The organism is Albimonas pacifica, assembly GCF_900113695.1.
Lineage (GTDB): Bacteria > Pseudomonadota > Alphaproteobacteria > Rhodobacterales > Rhodobacteraceae > Albimonas > Albimonas pacifica.
Genome location: NZ_FOQH01000002.1, coordinates 513325 through 528308, shown reverse-complemented (window position 1 = coordinate 528308; position 14984 = coordinate 513325). Strand labels below are relative to the sequence as shown.

14 protein-coding genes are annotated in these 14984 nt (G+C 74.1%); 4 read left to right on the top strand and 10 right to left on the bottom strand.

All coding sequences use genetic code 11. From position 1 onward, the window contains the following. Positions 1-141 precede the first annotated feature (141 nt). From BM064_RS05155 to BM064_RS05135, 5 genes are all read right to left on the bottom strand, one after another. Positions 142-420 carry a hypothetical protein gene (locus BM064_RS05155; RefSeq protein ID WP_092858527.1) on the bottom strand — a complete coding sequence of 93 codons (279 nt, stop codon included), beginning with the start codon at positions 418-420 and terminating at the stop codon, positions 142-144. 228 nt (positions 421-648) lie between these two features. Next, the gene (locus BM064_RS05150) at positions 649-903 is read right to left on the bottom strand and encodes a hypothetical protein (RefSeq protein ID WP_092858525.1); all 255 of its coding nucleotides are present in this window, start codon (positions 901-903) and stop codon (positions 649-651) included. A 148-nt stretch (positions 904-1051) separates the two neighbouring features. Next, complete coding sequence (locus BM064_RS05145) at positions 1052-1315, bottom strand: hypothetical protein (protein ID WP_092858523.1); 264 nt, start codon at positions 1313-1315, stop codon at positions 1052-1054. A gap of 180 nt (positions 1316-1495) precedes the next feature. Then, positions 1496-1894, bottom strand: coding sequence for a RidA family protein (locus BM064_RS05140; RefSeq protein ID WP_218160955.1), 399 nt, complete (start codon positions 1892-1894; stop codon positions 1496-1498). A gap of 27 nt (positions 1895-1921) precedes the next feature. Next, positions 1922-3454, bottom strand: a complete 1533-nt coding sequence (locus tag BM064_RS05135) for an acyl-CoA carboxylase subunit beta (protein ID WP_092858521.1) — start codon at positions 3452-3454, stop codon at positions 1922-1924. Between the two features lie 167 nt (positions 3455-3621). Here BM064_RS05135 and BM064_RS05130 point away from each other — a divergent pair, with 167 nt between their 5' ends. The 3 genes from BM064_RS05130 (at position 3622) to BM064_RS05120 (ending at position 9020) form a co-directional block, all read left to right on the top strand. Further along, a complete protein-coding gene (locus BM064_RS05130) occupies positions 3622-5079 on the top strand; it encodes a helix-turn-helix domain-containing protein (RefSeq protein WP_092858519.1) in 1458 nt (485 codons plus the stop codon). A 624-nt stretch (positions 5080-5703) separates the two neighbouring features. After that, positions 5704-8079: a xanthine dehydrogenase family protein molybdopterin-binding subunit gene (locus tag BM064_RS05125; protein WP_092858517.1), complete on the top strand. Its 2376-nt coding sequence runs from the start codon at positions 5704-5706 to the stop codon at positions 8077-8079. A 122-nt stretch (positions 8080-8201) separates the two neighbouring features. Further along, positions 8202-9020, top strand: coding sequence for an FAD binding domain-containing protein (locus BM064_RS05120; RefSeq protein ID WP_092858515.1), 819 nt, complete (start codon positions 8202-8204; stop codon positions 9018-9020). A gap of 148 nt (positions 9021-9168) precedes the next feature. On the opposite strand, the gene lpxK is transcribed toward BM064_RS05120, so the two are convergent. From lpxK to BM064_RS05100, 4 genes are read right to left on the bottom strand one after another with little or no spacing between them, the layout of a single operon-like run. Continuing rightward, positions 9169-10185, bottom strand: a complete 1017-nt coding sequence (gene lpxK, locus BM064_RS05115) for a tetraacyldisaccharide 4'-kinase (RefSeq protein ID WP_092858513.1) — start codon at positions 10183-10185, stop codon at positions 9169-9171. Next, positions 10185-11540, bottom strand: a complete 1356-nt coding sequence (locus BM064_RS05110) for a 3-deoxy-D-manno-octulosonic acid transferase (protein WP_092858511.1) — start codon at positions 11538-11540, stop codon at positions 10185-10187. Before BM064_RS05110 ends, lpxK begins: the two co-directional genes overlap by 1 nt. Positions 11541-11542: 2 nt before the next feature. Next, the gene (locus BM064_RS05105; protein WP_092858509.1) at positions 11543-12277 is read right to left on the bottom strand and encodes a lysophospholipid acyltransferase family protein; all 735 of its coding nucleotides are present in this window, start codon (positions 12275-12277) and stop codon (positions 11543-11545) included. An 8-nt stretch (positions 12278-12285) separates the two neighbouring features. Beyond that, complete coding sequence (locus BM064_RS05100) at positions 12286-12528, bottom strand: DUF4170 domain-containing protein (protein ID WP_092858507.1); 243 nt, start codon at positions 12526-12528, stop codon at positions 12286-12288. Positions 12529-12761: 233 nt separating this feature from the next. Between BM064_RS05100 and BM064_RS05095 the strand changes: the two genes are divergently transcribed. Then, positions 12762-13889 carry a pyridoxal phosphate-dependent aminotransferase gene (locus BM064_RS05095; RefSeq protein ID WP_092858505.1) on the top strand — a complete coding sequence of 376 codons (1128 nt, stop codon included), beginning with the start codon at positions 12762-12764 and terminating at the stop codon, positions 13887-13889. 96 nt (positions 13890-13985) lie between these two features. On the opposite strand, the gene BM064_RS05090 is transcribed toward BM064_RS05095, so the two are convergent. Further along, positions 13986-14933 carry a threonine/serine dehydratase gene (locus BM064_RS05090; RefSeq protein ID WP_092858503.1) on the bottom strand — a complete coding sequence of 316 codons (948 nt, stop codon included), beginning with the start codon at positions 14931-14933 and terminating at the stop codon, positions 13986-13988. Positions 14934-14984 lie beyond the last annotated feature (51 nt).

The window sequence follows — 14984 nt, the reverse complement described above, 5'->3', positions numbered from 1 at the left end:
ACGACGGCCCGCCGCGCGGAGGCGCGGCGGGCCGATGGATGATGGATGGCGCGCGCGGGCCCGGTCAGGGCCGCGCGGCGCATCTGGACGTCGGCGCGGGCCGGCGCGGGCGCAGGGCCCGTCCGGCGCGCGGCCGCGCGATCACCAGCGGCGACGCTTCTTGCGGTTGTTGCCGTTGAGATCGATGTCGTCGGAGTCGGTGAGGGCGCCGGTCGCGGCGCCGGCCGCGCCGCCCAGGATGGCGCCGGTCGCCCAGTCGCCGCCGGTGACCGCCGCGGCGCCCGCGCCGACGCCGGCGCCGATGGCGCCGCCGGAGAGCGCCCGCTCGCCGGTGGAGTTGCCGCAGCCGGCCGCCAGCAGAAGCGCGGCGACGCCGGCGCCCAGGGCGATGCGGGAATTGATGATACGCGTCGAGGACATTCCGTCCCTCCTTCTGCTCGGACGTTCGTCCAAACATGCAAACGAAGCAGGGCGGAAGTTCCGTCGCACCGGGGCCATTTCGCGACCGACGCATCCGTGATCGTGGCGCCGGCGCACGAAGCCTGACGAAGATGAACCGGCGCGGAGCTCGCGCTCCCCGCCGGTCCCGTCGCCGCAAGGGCGGAACGGTCCCGCATCCGCCCCGCGGGACGGGTGCGGGCCGCGGCCTCAGTCGAGGCGGATGTCGTCGGCGTCGGTGAGGGCGCCGGTCGCGGCGCCGGCCGCGCCGCCCACGATGGCGCCCGTCGCGGCGCTGCCGCCGGTGACGGCGCCGGCCGCGGCGCCGACGCCCGCGCCGATCGCGCCGCCGGAGAGCGCCCGCTCGCCGGTGGAGTTGCCGCAGGCCGCGACGCCGAGGCCCAGGGCCAGGACGGAGGCGGACAGGAGACCGCGGCGCAGGATGCTGGTACGACCGATGGACATGATGCTTTTCCTCTCTCTCGCTCGTGGCTGAGAGAGAGATGGGCGTCGCCTGTGGCGGAAACCGAGCGCTGGGGGGCGAAGTCTCGCCCCACTCCTTCCGCTGCGTGGAAAAGTCTCCACGTCTGCGGGCTGGCGGGTCCGGCCGCGCTCAGTCCTTCTCGTGCGGCAGCACCGCGAGCACGCCCCAGGCGATGCCCACGAAGCCGAACGAGGTCCCGAAGCCGATCGCCAGCAGCACCGTCGCCATCTCCGATCGCTCGGCCCGTGCGACCAGGCTGCCCAGCCCGCCCACGTCGAGCCAGAGCAGGATCAGCAGGCAGACCCAGCCCGCGACGATCCCGGTCGCCGCGTGCAGGGCGAGGAACTTCGCCAGCCGCCAGGGGTCGTGCGGTGGTTTCGGATCGCGTCGCATCGCGCGTCTCCCGCCGGGGCGCGGCGCCGGCCTGCGCCGTCCCGGTCCCCCCGAGAGATAGGGCGCCGCGGCCGCGCGGGTCATCGCGACATTCCGGCCCGGGCCCGCCGGCGCGCGCGGCCGGGGCGTCGGCCCCCGCCGCCGAGCCGCGGCCCTGCCCTGCGATGTCGCGCGGCGCGCTCATTCCGGCCGCCTCGCGATGCAGTCGATCTCCACCAGCGCGCCGACGGCGAGCGCGGTCACGCCCACGGTGGTCCGCGCCGGCAGGCGGTCTGCGGGGAAGAAGCGCTTGTAGGTCTCGTTGAAGGCCGCGTAGTCCCGCTCGAACTCGGTGAGGAAGCAGCGGCACTGCACGACGTGCGAGAGGTCCAGCCCCACGCCCTTCAGCACGATCTCGAGGTTCTCCATCACGCGCCGCGTCTGCGCCTCGACGCCCTCGGGCAACGGGGCGTCGGGGGCGGCCGGATCCGTGGGCATCTGCCCGGTCAGGATCACCCAGCCGTCCGCCTCCACGGCGTGGCTGAAGGGGGCCACGGGCCGCGGCCCCCCGCCGATCATATGGAAGATGGGATGGTCCATCTGGGTCCCTGCCGGACTATTCCGCGATCACAGCGGAATGTTGTCGTGCTTCTTCCACGGGTTCTCGAGCTTCTTGTTGCGAAGCGCGGCGAAGGCCCGGGCGACCCGCTTGCGGGTCGACTGGGGCATGATCACCTCGTCGATGAAGCCCTTCTCGGCCGCCACGAACGGGTTCGCGAAACGGTCCTCGTAGTTCTTGGCCCGCGCCGCGATCTTCTCGGGGTCGCCGAGCTCGCTGCGGTAGAGGATCTCGGTCGCGCCCTTGGCGCCCATCACCGCGATCTCGGCGGTCGGCCAGGCGTAGTTGATGTCGCCGCGCAGGTGCTTGGAGGCCATGACGTCGTAGGCGCCGCCGTAGGCCTTGCGGGTGATGACGGTGACCTTGGGCACCGTCGCCTCGCCGTAGGCGAACAGCAGCTTGGCGCCGTGCTTGATGACGCCGCCGTATTCCTGGCCGGTGCCCGGCAGGAAGCCCGGCACGTCGACCAGCGTCAGGATCGGTATGTTGAAGCAGTCGCAGAAGCGCACGAAGCGCGCGGCCTTGCGGCTGCTGTCGATGTCCAGGCACCCCGCCAGCACCATCGGCTGGTTGGCGACGACGCCGACCGTCTCGCCCTCCATGCGGATGAAGCCGGTGATCATGTTCTTGGCGAAGTCGGCCTGGATCTCGAAGAAGTCGCTCTCGTCGGCGATCTTCTCGATCAGCTCCTTCATGTCGTAGGGCTTGTTGGGGTTGTCGGGGATCAGCGTGTCGAGGCTGGTCTCCACCCGGTCGACCGAGTCGAAGAAGGGCCGCACGGGCGGCTTCTCGCGGTTCGAGAGCGGCAGGAAGTCCACCAGGCGACGGGTCTGGATCAGCGCCTCGACGTCGTTGTCGTAGGCGCCGTCGGCGACCGAGGACTTCGAGGTGTGGGTCTTGGCGCCGCCGAGCTCCTCGGCGGTGACCACCTCGTTGGTCACCGTCTTCACCACGTCGGGGCCGGTGACGAACATGTAGGACGAGTCGCGCACCATGAAGATGAAGTCGGTCATGGCGGGCGAATAGACCGCGCCGCCGGCGCAGGGCCCCATGATCACCGAGATCTGCGGCACCACGCCCGAGGCCATGATGTTGCGCTGGAACACCTCGGCGTAGCCCGCGAGCGAGGCCACGCCCTCCTGGATGCGGGCGCCGCCCGAGTCGTTCAGCCCGATCACCGGCGCGCCGTTGCGCATCGCCATGTCCATGATCTTGCAGATCTTCTGGGCGTGGGTCTCGGACAGCGAGCCGCCGAACACCGTGAAGTCCTGGGAGAAGACATAGACCTGGCGGCCGTTGACCGTGCCCCAGCCGGTGACCACGCCGTCGCCGTAGGGGCGGTCCTGCTCCATGCCGAAGTCGGTGCAGCGGTGGGCCACGAACATGTCGAACTCCTCGAAGGAGCCCTCGTCCAGGAACAGCTCGATGCGCTCGCGCGCCGTCAGCTTGCCCTTGGCATGCTGGCTGTCGATCCGCTTCTGGCCGCCGCCCAGGCGCGCCGTCTGGCGCCGAAGTTCAAGCTCCGCGAGGATGTCGTTCATCGGGGTCCCTTCTCTCGGCCGAGTTCCGTCCCATACCGGCCGCGCACCGTATCGCTGCGGGACGCCCGGCGAAAAGCCTTGTCGCGCGGAGCTGCGAAGATTACGAAGAACCGGCTTTGCGAATTGCAAAGTTGCGAAGACGCCGGCGCCCGCCGGGGGAGGCCCCATTGACCCGCGCCCGAAAGCTCTACGCCGGCGTCCGCCTGCGAGAGGTGCGCCGCGAGCAGGGCCTGACCCAGGCCGCCTATGCCGAGGCGCTGGGGATCTCGCTGAGCTACCTCAACCAGATGGAGAACAACCACCGCCCCGTCTCGGCGGCGGTGGTGATCGCGCTGTCGGAGCGGTTCGGGGTCAACCTCTCCACCCTCTCGGTGGGCGAATCCCAACGCCTGACCGCCGACATGCGCGAGGCGCTGGCCGACCCGGTGTTCGACGGCGCGGCGCCGCCGCCGGCGGACCTGGAGCTCGCCGCCACCAACGCCCCCGCGCTCGCCCGCGCCTTCCTGACCCTGCACCGCGCCTTCCGCCAGCGGGGGGAGCGGCTGGCCTCGCTCGACGACGCGCTGGGGCGCGAGGATGCGCTGGCCCCCCAGCCCTGGGAGGAGGTGCGCGACTTCTTCCACTACTGCGACAACTACATCGACGCCGTGGACCGCGCGGCCGAGAGCTTCGCCGCCGCCACCGGCTTCGGGCGCCCCGACCCGGGCCGCGACCGCCTGCAGGCCGCCGCCGACTGGCTGGCGGACCGCCACGGCATCCGGCTGCGCATCGGCGACACGCCGGCGCTGCGGGTGATGGTCGGGGACGAGCTGACCCTCTCGTCGCGCACCTCCTCGGCCACCCGCGCCTTCCAGGCGGCGGTGCAGGTGGCGCTGACCTCCTACGGGGACCTGATCGAGGCGACGCTCGACCTCGCGGGTTTCGGCTCGGAGGAGGCGCGGGAGATCTGCAAGATCGGGCTGGCCAACTACTTCGCCGGCGCCGCCGTCCTCCCCTACGCCGCCTTCCAGGAGGCGGCCGAGGAGCAGCGCCACGACATCGAGCTGCTGGCCGACCAGTTCGGCGCCTCGATCGAGCAGGTGGCCCACCGCCTCTCCACCCTTCAGCGCCGCGGCGCCCAGGGGGTGCCGTTCTGGTTCGTGCGGGTGGACCAGGCGGGGACCATCACCAAGCGACACTCGGCGACCCGCCTGCAGTTCGCCCGCTACGGCTCGGCCTGCCCGCTGTGGAACGTGCACCAGGCGTTCGAGACGCCCGGCCGCCTGCTGCGCCAGCTCGCCGAGACGCCGGACGGCGTGCGCTACATCAGCCTCGCCCGCGACGTGACCAAGCCCGGCGGCGGCTTCCGCCGCCCCACCCGCCGCTACGCCATCGGCCTGGGCTGCGAGGTGAAGTTCGCCGACCGGCTGGTCTATGCCGACGACCTCGACCTCGCCTCGCCGGCCTCCTACGAGCCCATCGGGGTGAGCTGCCGGATATGCGAGCGCGCCGACTGCCACCAACGCTCGGTCCCGCCGCTGAAGGCCGCGATCGCGGTGGACCACTCGCGCCGCGACCTGCTGCCCTACAGTCTCGCCGCCCCCTCCGGCCGCAGCCCCCGCGAGAAGCCGGCCGACGGCGCCTGACGCCCCCGGGCGCAGCGCGTGGAGCGCGGCCGGCGCGACGCCCGCCGCCCGCCCGCGCGCCGCGCCGCCCCGTCCGGCCGAGACGCCCGCCGCCCGCGCCCCTGGCCCTGCGCGCCTCCGCCCGCCTCCGCGCCGCGGGCGCGCCCGCTCCCGCCAGCGACGCGCCCGACGCGGCGCGTCCCGGCCTCGACGCCGAGCCTGCGTCGCCTGCCGCCGCCGACGCCCGCAGCCGGCGCCCCACGCCCCGGGCGCGCACGCCCGCCCCGCGCCGCGGGCGCGCCCTCGCCCCGGGCGCGAGGGCCGACGCGGCGCCGCCCGCCGCGGGGCCGGGCGCCGGGAAATGCATTGACCGCCCGCGCCGGGCGTCTACGATCCCCGGACTCGCTCGGGCCCCGCCCGGACCGCGCGGGACAACCAGAACCAGACGGGAGGATCGGGCGATGCCAGGCGTGGACAGGCGCAATCCCTATTCCGGCGCGGCCGCAAGGCCCGCGCGCCGCGCCCCCACGCCCCGCTGATCCGACCCGGAGACCGGCCCCGCGCCGGCCTCGGCCCAGCGAATCCAGACCGGCGGCGCGGCAGGGAGCACGGCCCGCGACCGACGGCTCAGCCAGGGAGACCCACATGCCCAAGGATTTCGGCATCGGCGCCAGTTCCAAGCGGCGGGAGGACGTGCGCTTCCTCACCGGCGCGGGGCGTTACACCGACGACATCAACCTGCCCGGCCAGGCCTACGCGGCGATCCTGCGCTCGCCCGTGGCCCACGCCCGGATCAACGCGCTCGACACCTCCGCCGCCAGGGCCGCGCCCGGCGTGCTGTTGGTCCTGACCGGCGCCGACGTCGAGGCGGTCGGCGGCCTGCCCTGCGGCTGGCTGATCCACTCGCGCGACGGCTCGCCGATGAAGGAGCCCAAGCACCCGATCCTCGCCCACGGCAAGGTCCGCCACGTCGGCGACCCCGTGGCGCTCGTCGTCGCCGAGACCTACGCCCAGGCCCGCGACGCCGCCGAGATGATCGAGATGGACCTCGCCGAGCTCCCGGCCGTCATCGACATGCGCAAGGCGCTGAAGGACGGCGCCGGCGACGTGCACGAGGATGCGCCCGGCAACCTGTGCTACGACTGGACCTTCGGCACCCCGCAGGAGGAGACCGACGCGGCCTTCGCCTCCGCCGCCCACGTCACCACGCTGGAGCTGATCAACAACCGCCTCGTCGCCAACCCGATGGAGCCCCGCGCCGCCATCGGCGACTACGCCCGCCACTCGGGCGAGCACACGCTCTACACCACCTCCCAGAACCCCCACGTGATCCGCCTGCTGATGGGCGCCTTCGTGCTGGGCATCCCCGAGCACAAGCTGCGGGTTGTGGCCCCCGACGTCGGCGGCGGTTTTGGAACGAAGATCTACCACTACGCCGAAGAGGCGCTGGTGACGCTGGCGGCCAAGCAGATCAACCGCCCCGTCAAGTGGACCTCCGAGCGGGCCGAGGCCTTCATCTCGGACGCCCAGGGCCGCGATCACGTCACCAAGATCGAGCTGGCGCTGGATGCCGAGGGCAAGTTCCTCGCGCTGCGCACGGACACGCTGGCCAACATGGGCGCGTATCTCTCGACCTTCGCCTCCTCGATCCCGACCTACCTGCACGGGACGCTGATGGCGGGGAACTACCTGACGCCCAAGATCACCGTGAACGTGCGCGCGGTGTTCACCAACACCGTGCCCGTCGACGCCTACCGCGGCGCCGGCCGGCCGGAGGCGACCTACCAGCTCGAGCGGGTCATCGACCAGGCCGCCCGCGAACTCGGCCTCGACCCCATCGAGCTGCGGCGGAAGAACTTCATCCCCGCCGACCGCTTCCCCTACGCGACCCCCGTGGCGGTGGAATACGACACCGGCAACTACGCCGCGACCATGGACAAGCTCGTCGAGATCTCCGACCGCGCCGGCTTCGAGGCCCGCAAGACCGAGAGCGCGAAACGCGGCAAGCTGCGCGGCTTCGGGGTGGCGAGCTACATCGAGGCCTGCGGCCTCGCCCCCTCCCGCCTCGCCGGCCAGCTCGGCGCCCGGGCGGGCCTGTTCGAGAGCGCCCAGGTCCGGGTCAACGCCGCCGGCGGCGTGGTGGTCTGGACCGGAACGCACTCCCACGGCCAGGGGCACGAGACGACCTTCGCCCAGGTGGTCGCCGACATGCTCGGCCTGCCCGAGGACCAGATCGAGATCGTCCACGGCGACACCTCGAAAGGCTCGATGGGCATGGGCACCTACGGCTCGCGCTCGCTGTCCGTGGGCGGCTCGGCCATCGTCAACGCCACGAAGAAGGTGATCGAGAAGGCCCGCAAGATCGCCGCCCACCTGATGGAGGCCTCGGCCGAGGACGTGGCCTTCGAGAACGGCCAGTTCACCGTCAAGGGCACCGACCGCTCGGTGGCCTTCGGCGAGGTGGCGCTGGCCGCCTACGTGCCCCACAACTACCCGCTCGAGGAACTCGAGCCGGGGCTGGAGGAGCAGGCCTTCTACGACCCCTCCAACTTCACCTACCCCGCCGGCGCCTACGCCTGCGAGGTCGAGGTCGATCCCGACACCGGCAAGGTGGAGGTGCTGGGCTTCTGGGCGGCGGACGACTTCGGCAACGTGGTCAACCCGATGATCGTCGAGGGCCAGGTGCAGGGCGGCGTCGCCCAGGGCATCGGCCAGGCGCTGCTGGAGAGCTGCGTCTACGACGAGACCGGGCAGCTGCTGACCGGCACCTACATGGACTACGCCATGCCGCGGGCGACCGACATCCCGATGATCGGCGTCGACCATTCCTGCCAGACCCCCTGCACCCACAACCCGCTGGGCGTGAAGGGCTGCGGCGAGGCGGGGGCGATCGGCTCGCCGCCGGCGCTGGTCAACGCGGTGCTCGACGCGCTGAACGCCGGCGGGCACAAGGTGGCCCATGTCGACATGCCGCTCAGCCCCGCGCGGGTCTGGGCCGCGATGCGCGACGCCGCCGCCTGATCCCAGGCGCGCGACGGGCGGGCCCCCACCGGAAGGCGGGGGCCCGCTCCCGTTTCGGGGCCTGCCCGCGGGCCCCGGCTCGCGGGCTTCGCCCCGCGCTCCCGCCGCCGGACGCCTTGCCGATGTATTCGCTCGATTTCGTGCGGCCCGCCTCGCTGGCCGAGGCCGTGACCGCCCTTCAGGCCGAGGACGCGCTGCCGCTGGGCGGCGGGCAGACGCTGATCCCCGCGCTGCGCCAGCGGCTGGCGATGCCCGGCCGGGTGGTGGCGCTCGCCGCCCTGCCCGAGCTGGTGGGCCTGCGCGTGGAGGGCGGGGAGATCCGCATCCGCGGCGCCACCCCCCACGCCCGGGTCGCCGCCGAGGCGCCGCTGCCGGCGCTGGCGCGGCTGGCGGGCGGCATCGGCGACCCCGCCGTGCGCCACCGCGGCACCATCGGCGGCAGCCTCGCCAACAACGACCCCGCCGCCTGCTGGCCCGCCGCCGTGCTGGGCCTGGGCGGCGTGGTCCGGGTGCGCGGCCTCGCGGGCCCGCGGGAGATCGCGGCCGACGCCTGGTTCCGCGGCCTCTTCGACACCGACCTGCGCGCGGGCGAGATCGTCACCGAGGTCCGCCTGCCCCTGCCGCTGGCCGCCGCCTACGTGCGCTTCCGCCAGCCCGCCTCGCGCTTCGCGCTGGCGGGCGTCTTCGTCGCGCGCTTCGCGGGGGGGCGGGTGCGGGTGGCGGTGACGGGGGCCTCGGCCTCCGGCGTCTACCGCTGGACGGAGGCGGAGCAGCTCCTCGCCTCCGACTTCTCCCCCGGCGCGCTGGCGCCGCTCTGCGTCTCGGCCGAGGGGATGCTCGCCGACGTGCAGGCGCCGGCGGACTACCGCGCGCACCTGGTCAAGGTGATCGCTTGCCGGGCGGTGGCGGAGGCGGCCTCGGGGCGGACGGCGTGCGGCTGACAAAAAAACGGGGCGCGCCGCCAGGCGAATGGATCGTCAGGCGAACGCGCCCCAGGAATTCCGTCGTGCGCGGACAGGCGTCACGACCGAGGGACAGCTGAAGGAGAGCGGCGGGAGGCGGCGCGCGTCTGTTCTAATTACGTCAAATTCAGGGCGTTAGGTTAACTCTATGTGAACACACGGTCTCGAGAGCGGCGCGCAGCCCCTCGCCCTCCAGCGCCAGGTGCACCGGCAGCGGCATCGCCTTGCCGCGGAAGGCGGCCGGCAGGCGCACGGCGTCCTTCTCGGTGGTGACCATGCGCGCGCCCAGCGCGGCGGCCTCCGATTCGAGGCGGCGCAGCGCCTTCGGCTCGAAGGGCGCGTGATCGGGGAAGGCATGGGCGGCGACGAGATCGGCGCCCAGGCCCCGCAGCGTGGCGAAGAACTTCTCGGGGCGTGCGATGCCGGCGAAGGCCAGCACCTTCTCGCCCCGCCAGTCGATGCCGATCTCGCGGGCGCGCACCTCGCCCTCGTGCAGCGGCAGGCGCGCCAGCGCCGGCCAGCGGGCAAGGGCACGGGCGCGCGCGGCGGGGGCGCCGATCAGCAGCACGGCCTGGGCGCGGGCGAGACCCGCGTCCACCGTCTCGCGCAGGGGGCCCGCGGGGATCGGCAGGCCGTTGCCGAAGCCGGAGGCGGCGTCGACCACGACCAGCGAGAAATCCCTGGCGAGGCCGGGGTTCTGGAAGCCGTCGTCCATCACCAGCGCCTGCGCGCCGGCGGCGACGGCGGCCTTCGCGGCCGCGGCCCGGTCGGCGCAGACCCAGACCGGGGCGAAGGCCGCGAGCAGCAGGGGCTCGTCGCCCACCTCCGCGGCCGTGTCGGCGCGCATGTCCACCCGCCGCGGCGCCCCGCGCACGGCCGCGCCGCCATGGCCGCGACTGAGCACATGCGCCTCGATCCGCAGGTCGGCGAGGATCTCGAGGATCGCCAGCACCGTCGGCGTCTTGCCCGCGCCGCCCGCGGTCAGGTTGCCCACGCAGATCACCGGGACCGGCGCCCGCCAGTCCGGCGCCCGCGCCACCCGCCGCGCGGTCGCCCAGGCGTAGACCCGGCCCAGCGGCGCCAGCAGCCGCGCCAGCGGCCCCGGCCGCTCGGGCGGGTTCGACCAGAAGGCGGGCGCGCGCATCAGCGCGCCGCCCCCGGGGCGGCCTCGGCGTCGGGGTCCGCGTCCGGCGGGCGGGGGGCGAGCGCCCAGGGAGAGGGCGCCTCGACGCGCTGCGGCAGCAGGGGAAGCAGCGCCTCGAGCGTCGCCTCCGTCGCGCCGCGGCCGTCGCCCAGCGCCGCGCGGGCGGCATCGACCATGCGCTCGCGCGCGGCGGGGTCGCTCAGCAGGTCGGCCACCGCCTCGCCCAGGGCCACGCCGTCGGCGACCTGCCGGGCGCCGCCGGCGGCGGCGAGGGCGGCGTAGTCGGCGCGGAAGTTGCCCACGTGGGGGCCATGCAGGATCGCCGCGCCCAGCGCGGTCGGCTCGTGCGGGTTGTGCCCGCCCCGGTCGACCAGCGAGCCGCCGATGAAGGCGACCGGGGCCAGCCGCAGCCAGGCCCCCATCTCGCCCAGCGTGTCGGCCACGTGGATCTCGTCCTGCGGGCCGATCGCCTGGCCACGGCCGCGGCGCGCGACCCGCAGGCTGCGCGACCACAGCTCGCGCGCGATCGCCTCGCCTCGCTCGGGGTGGCGGGGGACCAGCAGGCAGACGAGGCCGGGCACGCGGGCGGCGGCGACGCGCTGGGCCTCGGCCACCTCCATCTCCTCGCCCTCGTGGGTGGAGGCGGCGAGCCACACCGGGCGCCCCCGCAGCGCCGCCAGGGCGGCCTTGCGCAGGTTGGGCCGGTCGGGCGGCGCCGCGCCTGCCTTCAGCGAACCCGAGGCCCGCGCCCCCTCCGCCCCCAGCCGGCGCAGGCGCGCGGCCCCGTCCGCGTCCTGCGCGAGCACCGCCGAGAAGCGGCGCAGCAGGTGGGCGATCATCCCCGGCGCGCGGGCCCAGCCGCGGGCGGAGGCCTCCGACATCCGCGCGTTGACCAGCGCCATCGGCGCGCCGGAGCGGCCGGCGGCCTCGACCAGCGCGGGCCAGATCTCGCTTTCCACCCAGACGCAGAGGTCGGGGCGCCAGTGCTCGACGAAGCGGCGCGGGGCGCGGCCGAGGTCGAGCGGCGCGAACTGGTGCCGGCAGCCCGCGGGCAGCCGCGTCGCCATCAGCTTCGCCGAGGTGAGCGTGCCGGTGGTGACCAGCACCGAGACGTCGGGGCGCGCCGCGCGCATCTCCTCGATCAGCCCCAGCACCGAGAGGGACTCGCCCACCGAGGCCGCGTGGAACCAGGCGAGCGGACCGGCGGGCCGCGCCAGCGCCGCCTCGCCCAGCTTCTCGCGCATCCTCGCGGGCTCTTCCTTGCCCTTCGCCGCGCGCCGCGCCAGCAGCCGGGGCGCGAGCGGTCCGCCGAGGCGGGCGAGCGCCAGGTAGAGGGTGAGGGCGGGGGTGGACATGCTCAGCGCCGCGCGCCGGGGGCCGCGGGCTCGACAGGCGTGCGGCCCATGCGGCGGTCGGCGTCCTGAGTGATCCGGGTCAGGGCCTGTTCGATATGCAGGCGGTGGGCCTCGATCCCCTCGGGCGAGCGGTCCTCGGGCGGCTCGATCACCGGGCCCCAGACCTTCACCCCGCGGCCGAAGGGGAGGGGCACGAAGAAGCCGTCCCAGCTGCCGGCCACGAAGCCGCGGTTGGTGGAATAGGAGAAGGGCATCACCGGCACGCCCATCGTGGCCGAGACGGTGGCGACCCCGGGCTGGGCGCGCATCCGGGGCCCGCGCGGCCCGTCGGGGCTGAGCGCCACGGCGATGCGCTCATGCTCGGCCAGCAGCTCCATCGCCTCGGCGGCCACCGCGGCGCCGCCCTTGCGCTTGTGGGGCTTGCGGGGATCGCGCGAGCTGCCGCGCATCGAGGCGATGCCGAACCGGCCCACGCAGTCGGCGATGATGTCGCCGTCGCGGTTGGCCGAGATCATCGCGTGCACTCGGCCGCCCGGCGGCATTTCGGCCGGGATCATCAGCAGGCGGCCGTGCCAGATGGCGATCACGATGCGCTCGCGCTGGCCGCGGATGCGGTCGCGCAGGGCGGGGTCGGGGATCTCCCACCGCGTGGTGCGGTCGACCAGCCGGATGTACCACGCCCCCAGCGAGGCCGCGAGCCGGCGCAGGCGCGGCGAGCGTCGGACCCGGCCCAGCATCGAGGGGCTCAGCCCAGCTCCTCGGTGGGGCTCGCCTCGCGCTCCTCGTCGCGCAGGCGGTGCAGGTGGGCGATGAAATAGCGGGTATGGGCGTCGTCCACGGTGCGCTGGGCGGCGGCCTTCCAGGCGGTGAACGCGGCGGCGTAGTTGGGATAGATCCCCACGATGTCGATCTTCGAGACGTCGATGAACTGGTTCGAGGACGGATTCACGAGCTCGCCCCCGAAGACGAGGTGAAGACGCTGGACCATGGACGGCCTCCGCTTGCTGCATCGCAGGATCGCGCGCGAGCGTTAGACCGGGGCGCGGCGCGGCGTCAATCGCCAACCGGCGGTCGGCGCCGCCGGGGCGTGGATTCCGCGCCGCCCCGCCCGTGAATCCGGCGGCGTTCACGACGCCGTGCGCTTGACGCCAGGGGCCGCGAGCGGATATGCGCGCCCACCCCTTTCGCGTGCTCCCGCGCGCCGGCAGTGAGGAGGCGCCCATGTCCCGTCCGCATTTCACGCCCCTGGTCGAGCGCCTGCCGGCCACCATTCCCTTCGTCAGCCCCGAGCAGCAGCAGCGTGCGCTGGGCCGGCCGTTCTCCGCCCGCCTGGGCGCGAACGAGAACGTCTTCGGCCCCTCGCCCCGGGCGCTGGCCGCGATGGCGCAGGCGCTGCCCGAGTGCTGGATGTACGCCGACGCCGAGCATCGCGAGCTGCGCGAGGCGCTGGCCGCCAAGCACGGCGTGCCCTTCGAGAACATCATCGTGGGTGAGGGCGTGGACGGGCTGCTGGGCCTGCTGGCGCGGGTTCTGGTCTCCGAGGGCACGCCGGTGGTGACCTCCAACGGCGCCTACCCGACCTTCAACTACCATGTGGCGAGCTTCGGCGGCCGGCTGGTGAAGGTCCCCTACCGCGACGACCACGAGGATCCAGACGCGCTGCTGGCCGCAGCCGCGCGCGAGGCGGCGCCGCTGGTCTACATCGCCAACCCCGACAACCCGATGGGCACCTGGTGGCCGGCCTCGAAGATGCAGGCGATGATCGCCGCGATGCCCTCCGACTCGGTCCTGTGCCTCGACGAGGCCTACATCGAGTTCGCGCCCGAGGGCACGGCCCCCGAGATCGACCCCGAGGATCCCCGCGTGGTGCGGATGCGCACCTTCTCCAAGGCCTACGGCATGGCGGGGATGCGGGTGGGCTACGCGATCGCCACCAAGCGGATGATCGCGGCCTTCAACAAGGTCAAGAACCACTTCGGCATGAACCGCATCGGCCTGGTCGGGGCGGCCGCCTCGCTCGCCGACGCGGACTGGATCCCGCAGATCCGGGCCCGGGTCGAGGCCGCCCGCGGGCGTATCGGCGAGATCGCCGAGAAGAACGGCCTGTCGGCGCTGCCCTCGGCCACCAACTTCGTGGCGGTCGACTGCGGGCGCGACGGCGACTTCGCCAAGGCGGTGCTCTCGGCCCTGATCGAGCGCGGCGTCTTCGTGCGCATGCCCTTCGTCGAGCCCGAGAACCGCTGCATCCGCGTCTCCGCCGGCACCCCCGAGATGCTCGACGCCTTCGAGACCGCCCTGCCCCAGGCCCTCGCCGAGGCCGCCGCCGCGCTCGAGTCCGCCGAGGCCTGAGGCGCCCACGCCCCGCAGGGGCGCCCCGCAGGGGCGCCCTGAGCCTCCGCCCCGCAGGGGCGAGCGCCGCCCGCAGGGCGGCCTCCGCGGCAGGCGTCAGGCGAAGTTCACCGCATCGGTGTTGCCGCCGCAGACCAGCAGGCCCACCGCCTCGCCGCGGTCGGGCTTGTAGGCGCCCGACAACAGCGCGGCCAGCGCCGCGGCGCCCGCCGGCTCCGCCGCCACCCGGCAGACCGACCACAGGCGCTTCTGCGCCTCGACGATCGCCGCATCCGAGACCAGCGCCGAGCGGGCCACGTAGCGCTTGGCCAGCGGGAACCCGATCTCGCCCACCCGGCGCGGCGCGAGGCTGTCGGCCGCGACGCCGCCCCCCGGCGCATCCACCGGACGGCCGGCGGCGAGCGCCATGTGCAGGGTCGGGGCGGCCTCGGGCTCCACCGCCACCAGCCGGCGCAGGCCCGACAGGTAGGCCGCCATGCCCGAGATCAGCCCGCCGCCACCGGTCGCCACCAGCACCGTGTCCGGGGCGGCCTGCGCCTCGAACTCCAGCGCCACCGTGCCCTGGCCGCAGAGCGTCTCATGGCTGTCGTAGGCGTGGATCGAGAGGGCGCCGGTCGCCTCGGCATGGGCCTCGGCGGCGGCGCGCGCCTCGTCGTAGCGCTCGCCGACCACGCGGGCCTCGGCCCCCAGGGCGCGGATCGCCTCGACCTTGGCGGGGTTGGAGGCGGTGGGCACGAAGATCGTGGCCGGAACTCCGGTGCGCGCGGCCGCGAAGGCCACCGCCACGCCGTGATTGCCGCCCGAGGCCGCCACCACCCCCGCCGCCGGCGCGCGCCGGCACAGCAGGTTCGCGAAGGCGCCCCGCGTCTTGAAGGAGCCGCCGTGCTGCATCAGCTCGAGCTTCAGGAACAGCCGGAATCCGTCCAGGCCGAAATCCTGCGGGTCCACCTCGATCACCGGGGTTCGGCGCACGTGGGGCACGATCTGGCGGTAGGCGTCCTCGACGTCCTGGCGGCAGGTCAGCTTCAGCGCGGCGACGGGCATGGTGATGCTCCCGGGTCTTGAGTCTCGGCCCTCCGCATGGCACAAGTTCTC

Coding starts and splice junctions, on each gene's coding strand:
- BM064_RS05125 (WP_092858517.1), top strand. CDS start 5,704: ATGCCCAAGGATTTCGGCATCGGCGCCAGTTCCAAGCGGCGGGAGGAC.
- BM064_RS05140 (WP_218160955.1), bottom strand. CDS start 1,894: ATGGACCATCCCATCTTCCATATGATCGGCGGGGGGCCGCGGCCCGTG.
- BM064_RS05145 (WP_092858523.1), bottom strand. CDS start 1,315: ATGCGACGCGATCCGAAACCACCGCACGACCCCTGGCGGCTGGCGAAG.
- BM064_RS05120 (WP_092858515.1), top strand. CDS start 8,202: ATGTATTCGCTCGATTTCGTGCGGCCCGCCTCGCTGGCCGAGGCCGTG.
- BM064_RS05110 (WP_092858511.1), bottom strand. CDS start 11,540: ATGTCCACCCCCGCCCTCACCCTCTACCTGGCGCTCGCCCGCCTCGGC.
- lpxK (WP_092858513.1), bottom strand. CDS start 10,185: ATGCGCGCGCCCGCCTTCTGGTCGAACCCGCCCGAGCGGCCGGGGCCG.
- BM064_RS05095 (WP_092858505.1), top strand. CDS start 12,762: ATGTCCCGTCCGCATTTCACGCCCCTGGTCGAGCGCCTGCCGGCCACC.
- BM064_RS05155 (WP_092858527.1), bottom strand. CDS start 420: ATGTCCTCGACGCGTATCATCAATTCCCGCATCGCCCTGGGCGCCGGC.
- BM064_RS05105 (WP_092858509.1), bottom strand. CDS start 12,277: ATGCTGGGCCGGGTCCGACGCTCGCCGCGCCTGCGCCGGCTCGCGGCC.
- BM064_RS05100 (WP_092858507.1), bottom strand. CDS start 12,528: ATGGTCCAGCGTCTTCACCTCGTCTTCGGGGGCGAGCTCGTGAATCCG.
- BM064_RS05090 (WP_092858503.1), bottom strand. CDS start 14,933: ATGCCCGTCGCCGCGCTGAAGCTGACCTGCCGCCAGGACGTCGAGGAC.
- BM064_RS05135 (WP_092858521.1), bottom strand. CDS start 3,454: ATGAACGACATCCTCGCGGAGCTTGAACTTCGGCGCCAGACGGCGCGC.
- BM064_RS05150 (WP_092858525.1), bottom strand. CDS start 903: ATGTCCATCGGTCGTACCAGCATCCTGCGCCGCGGTCTCCTGTCCGCC.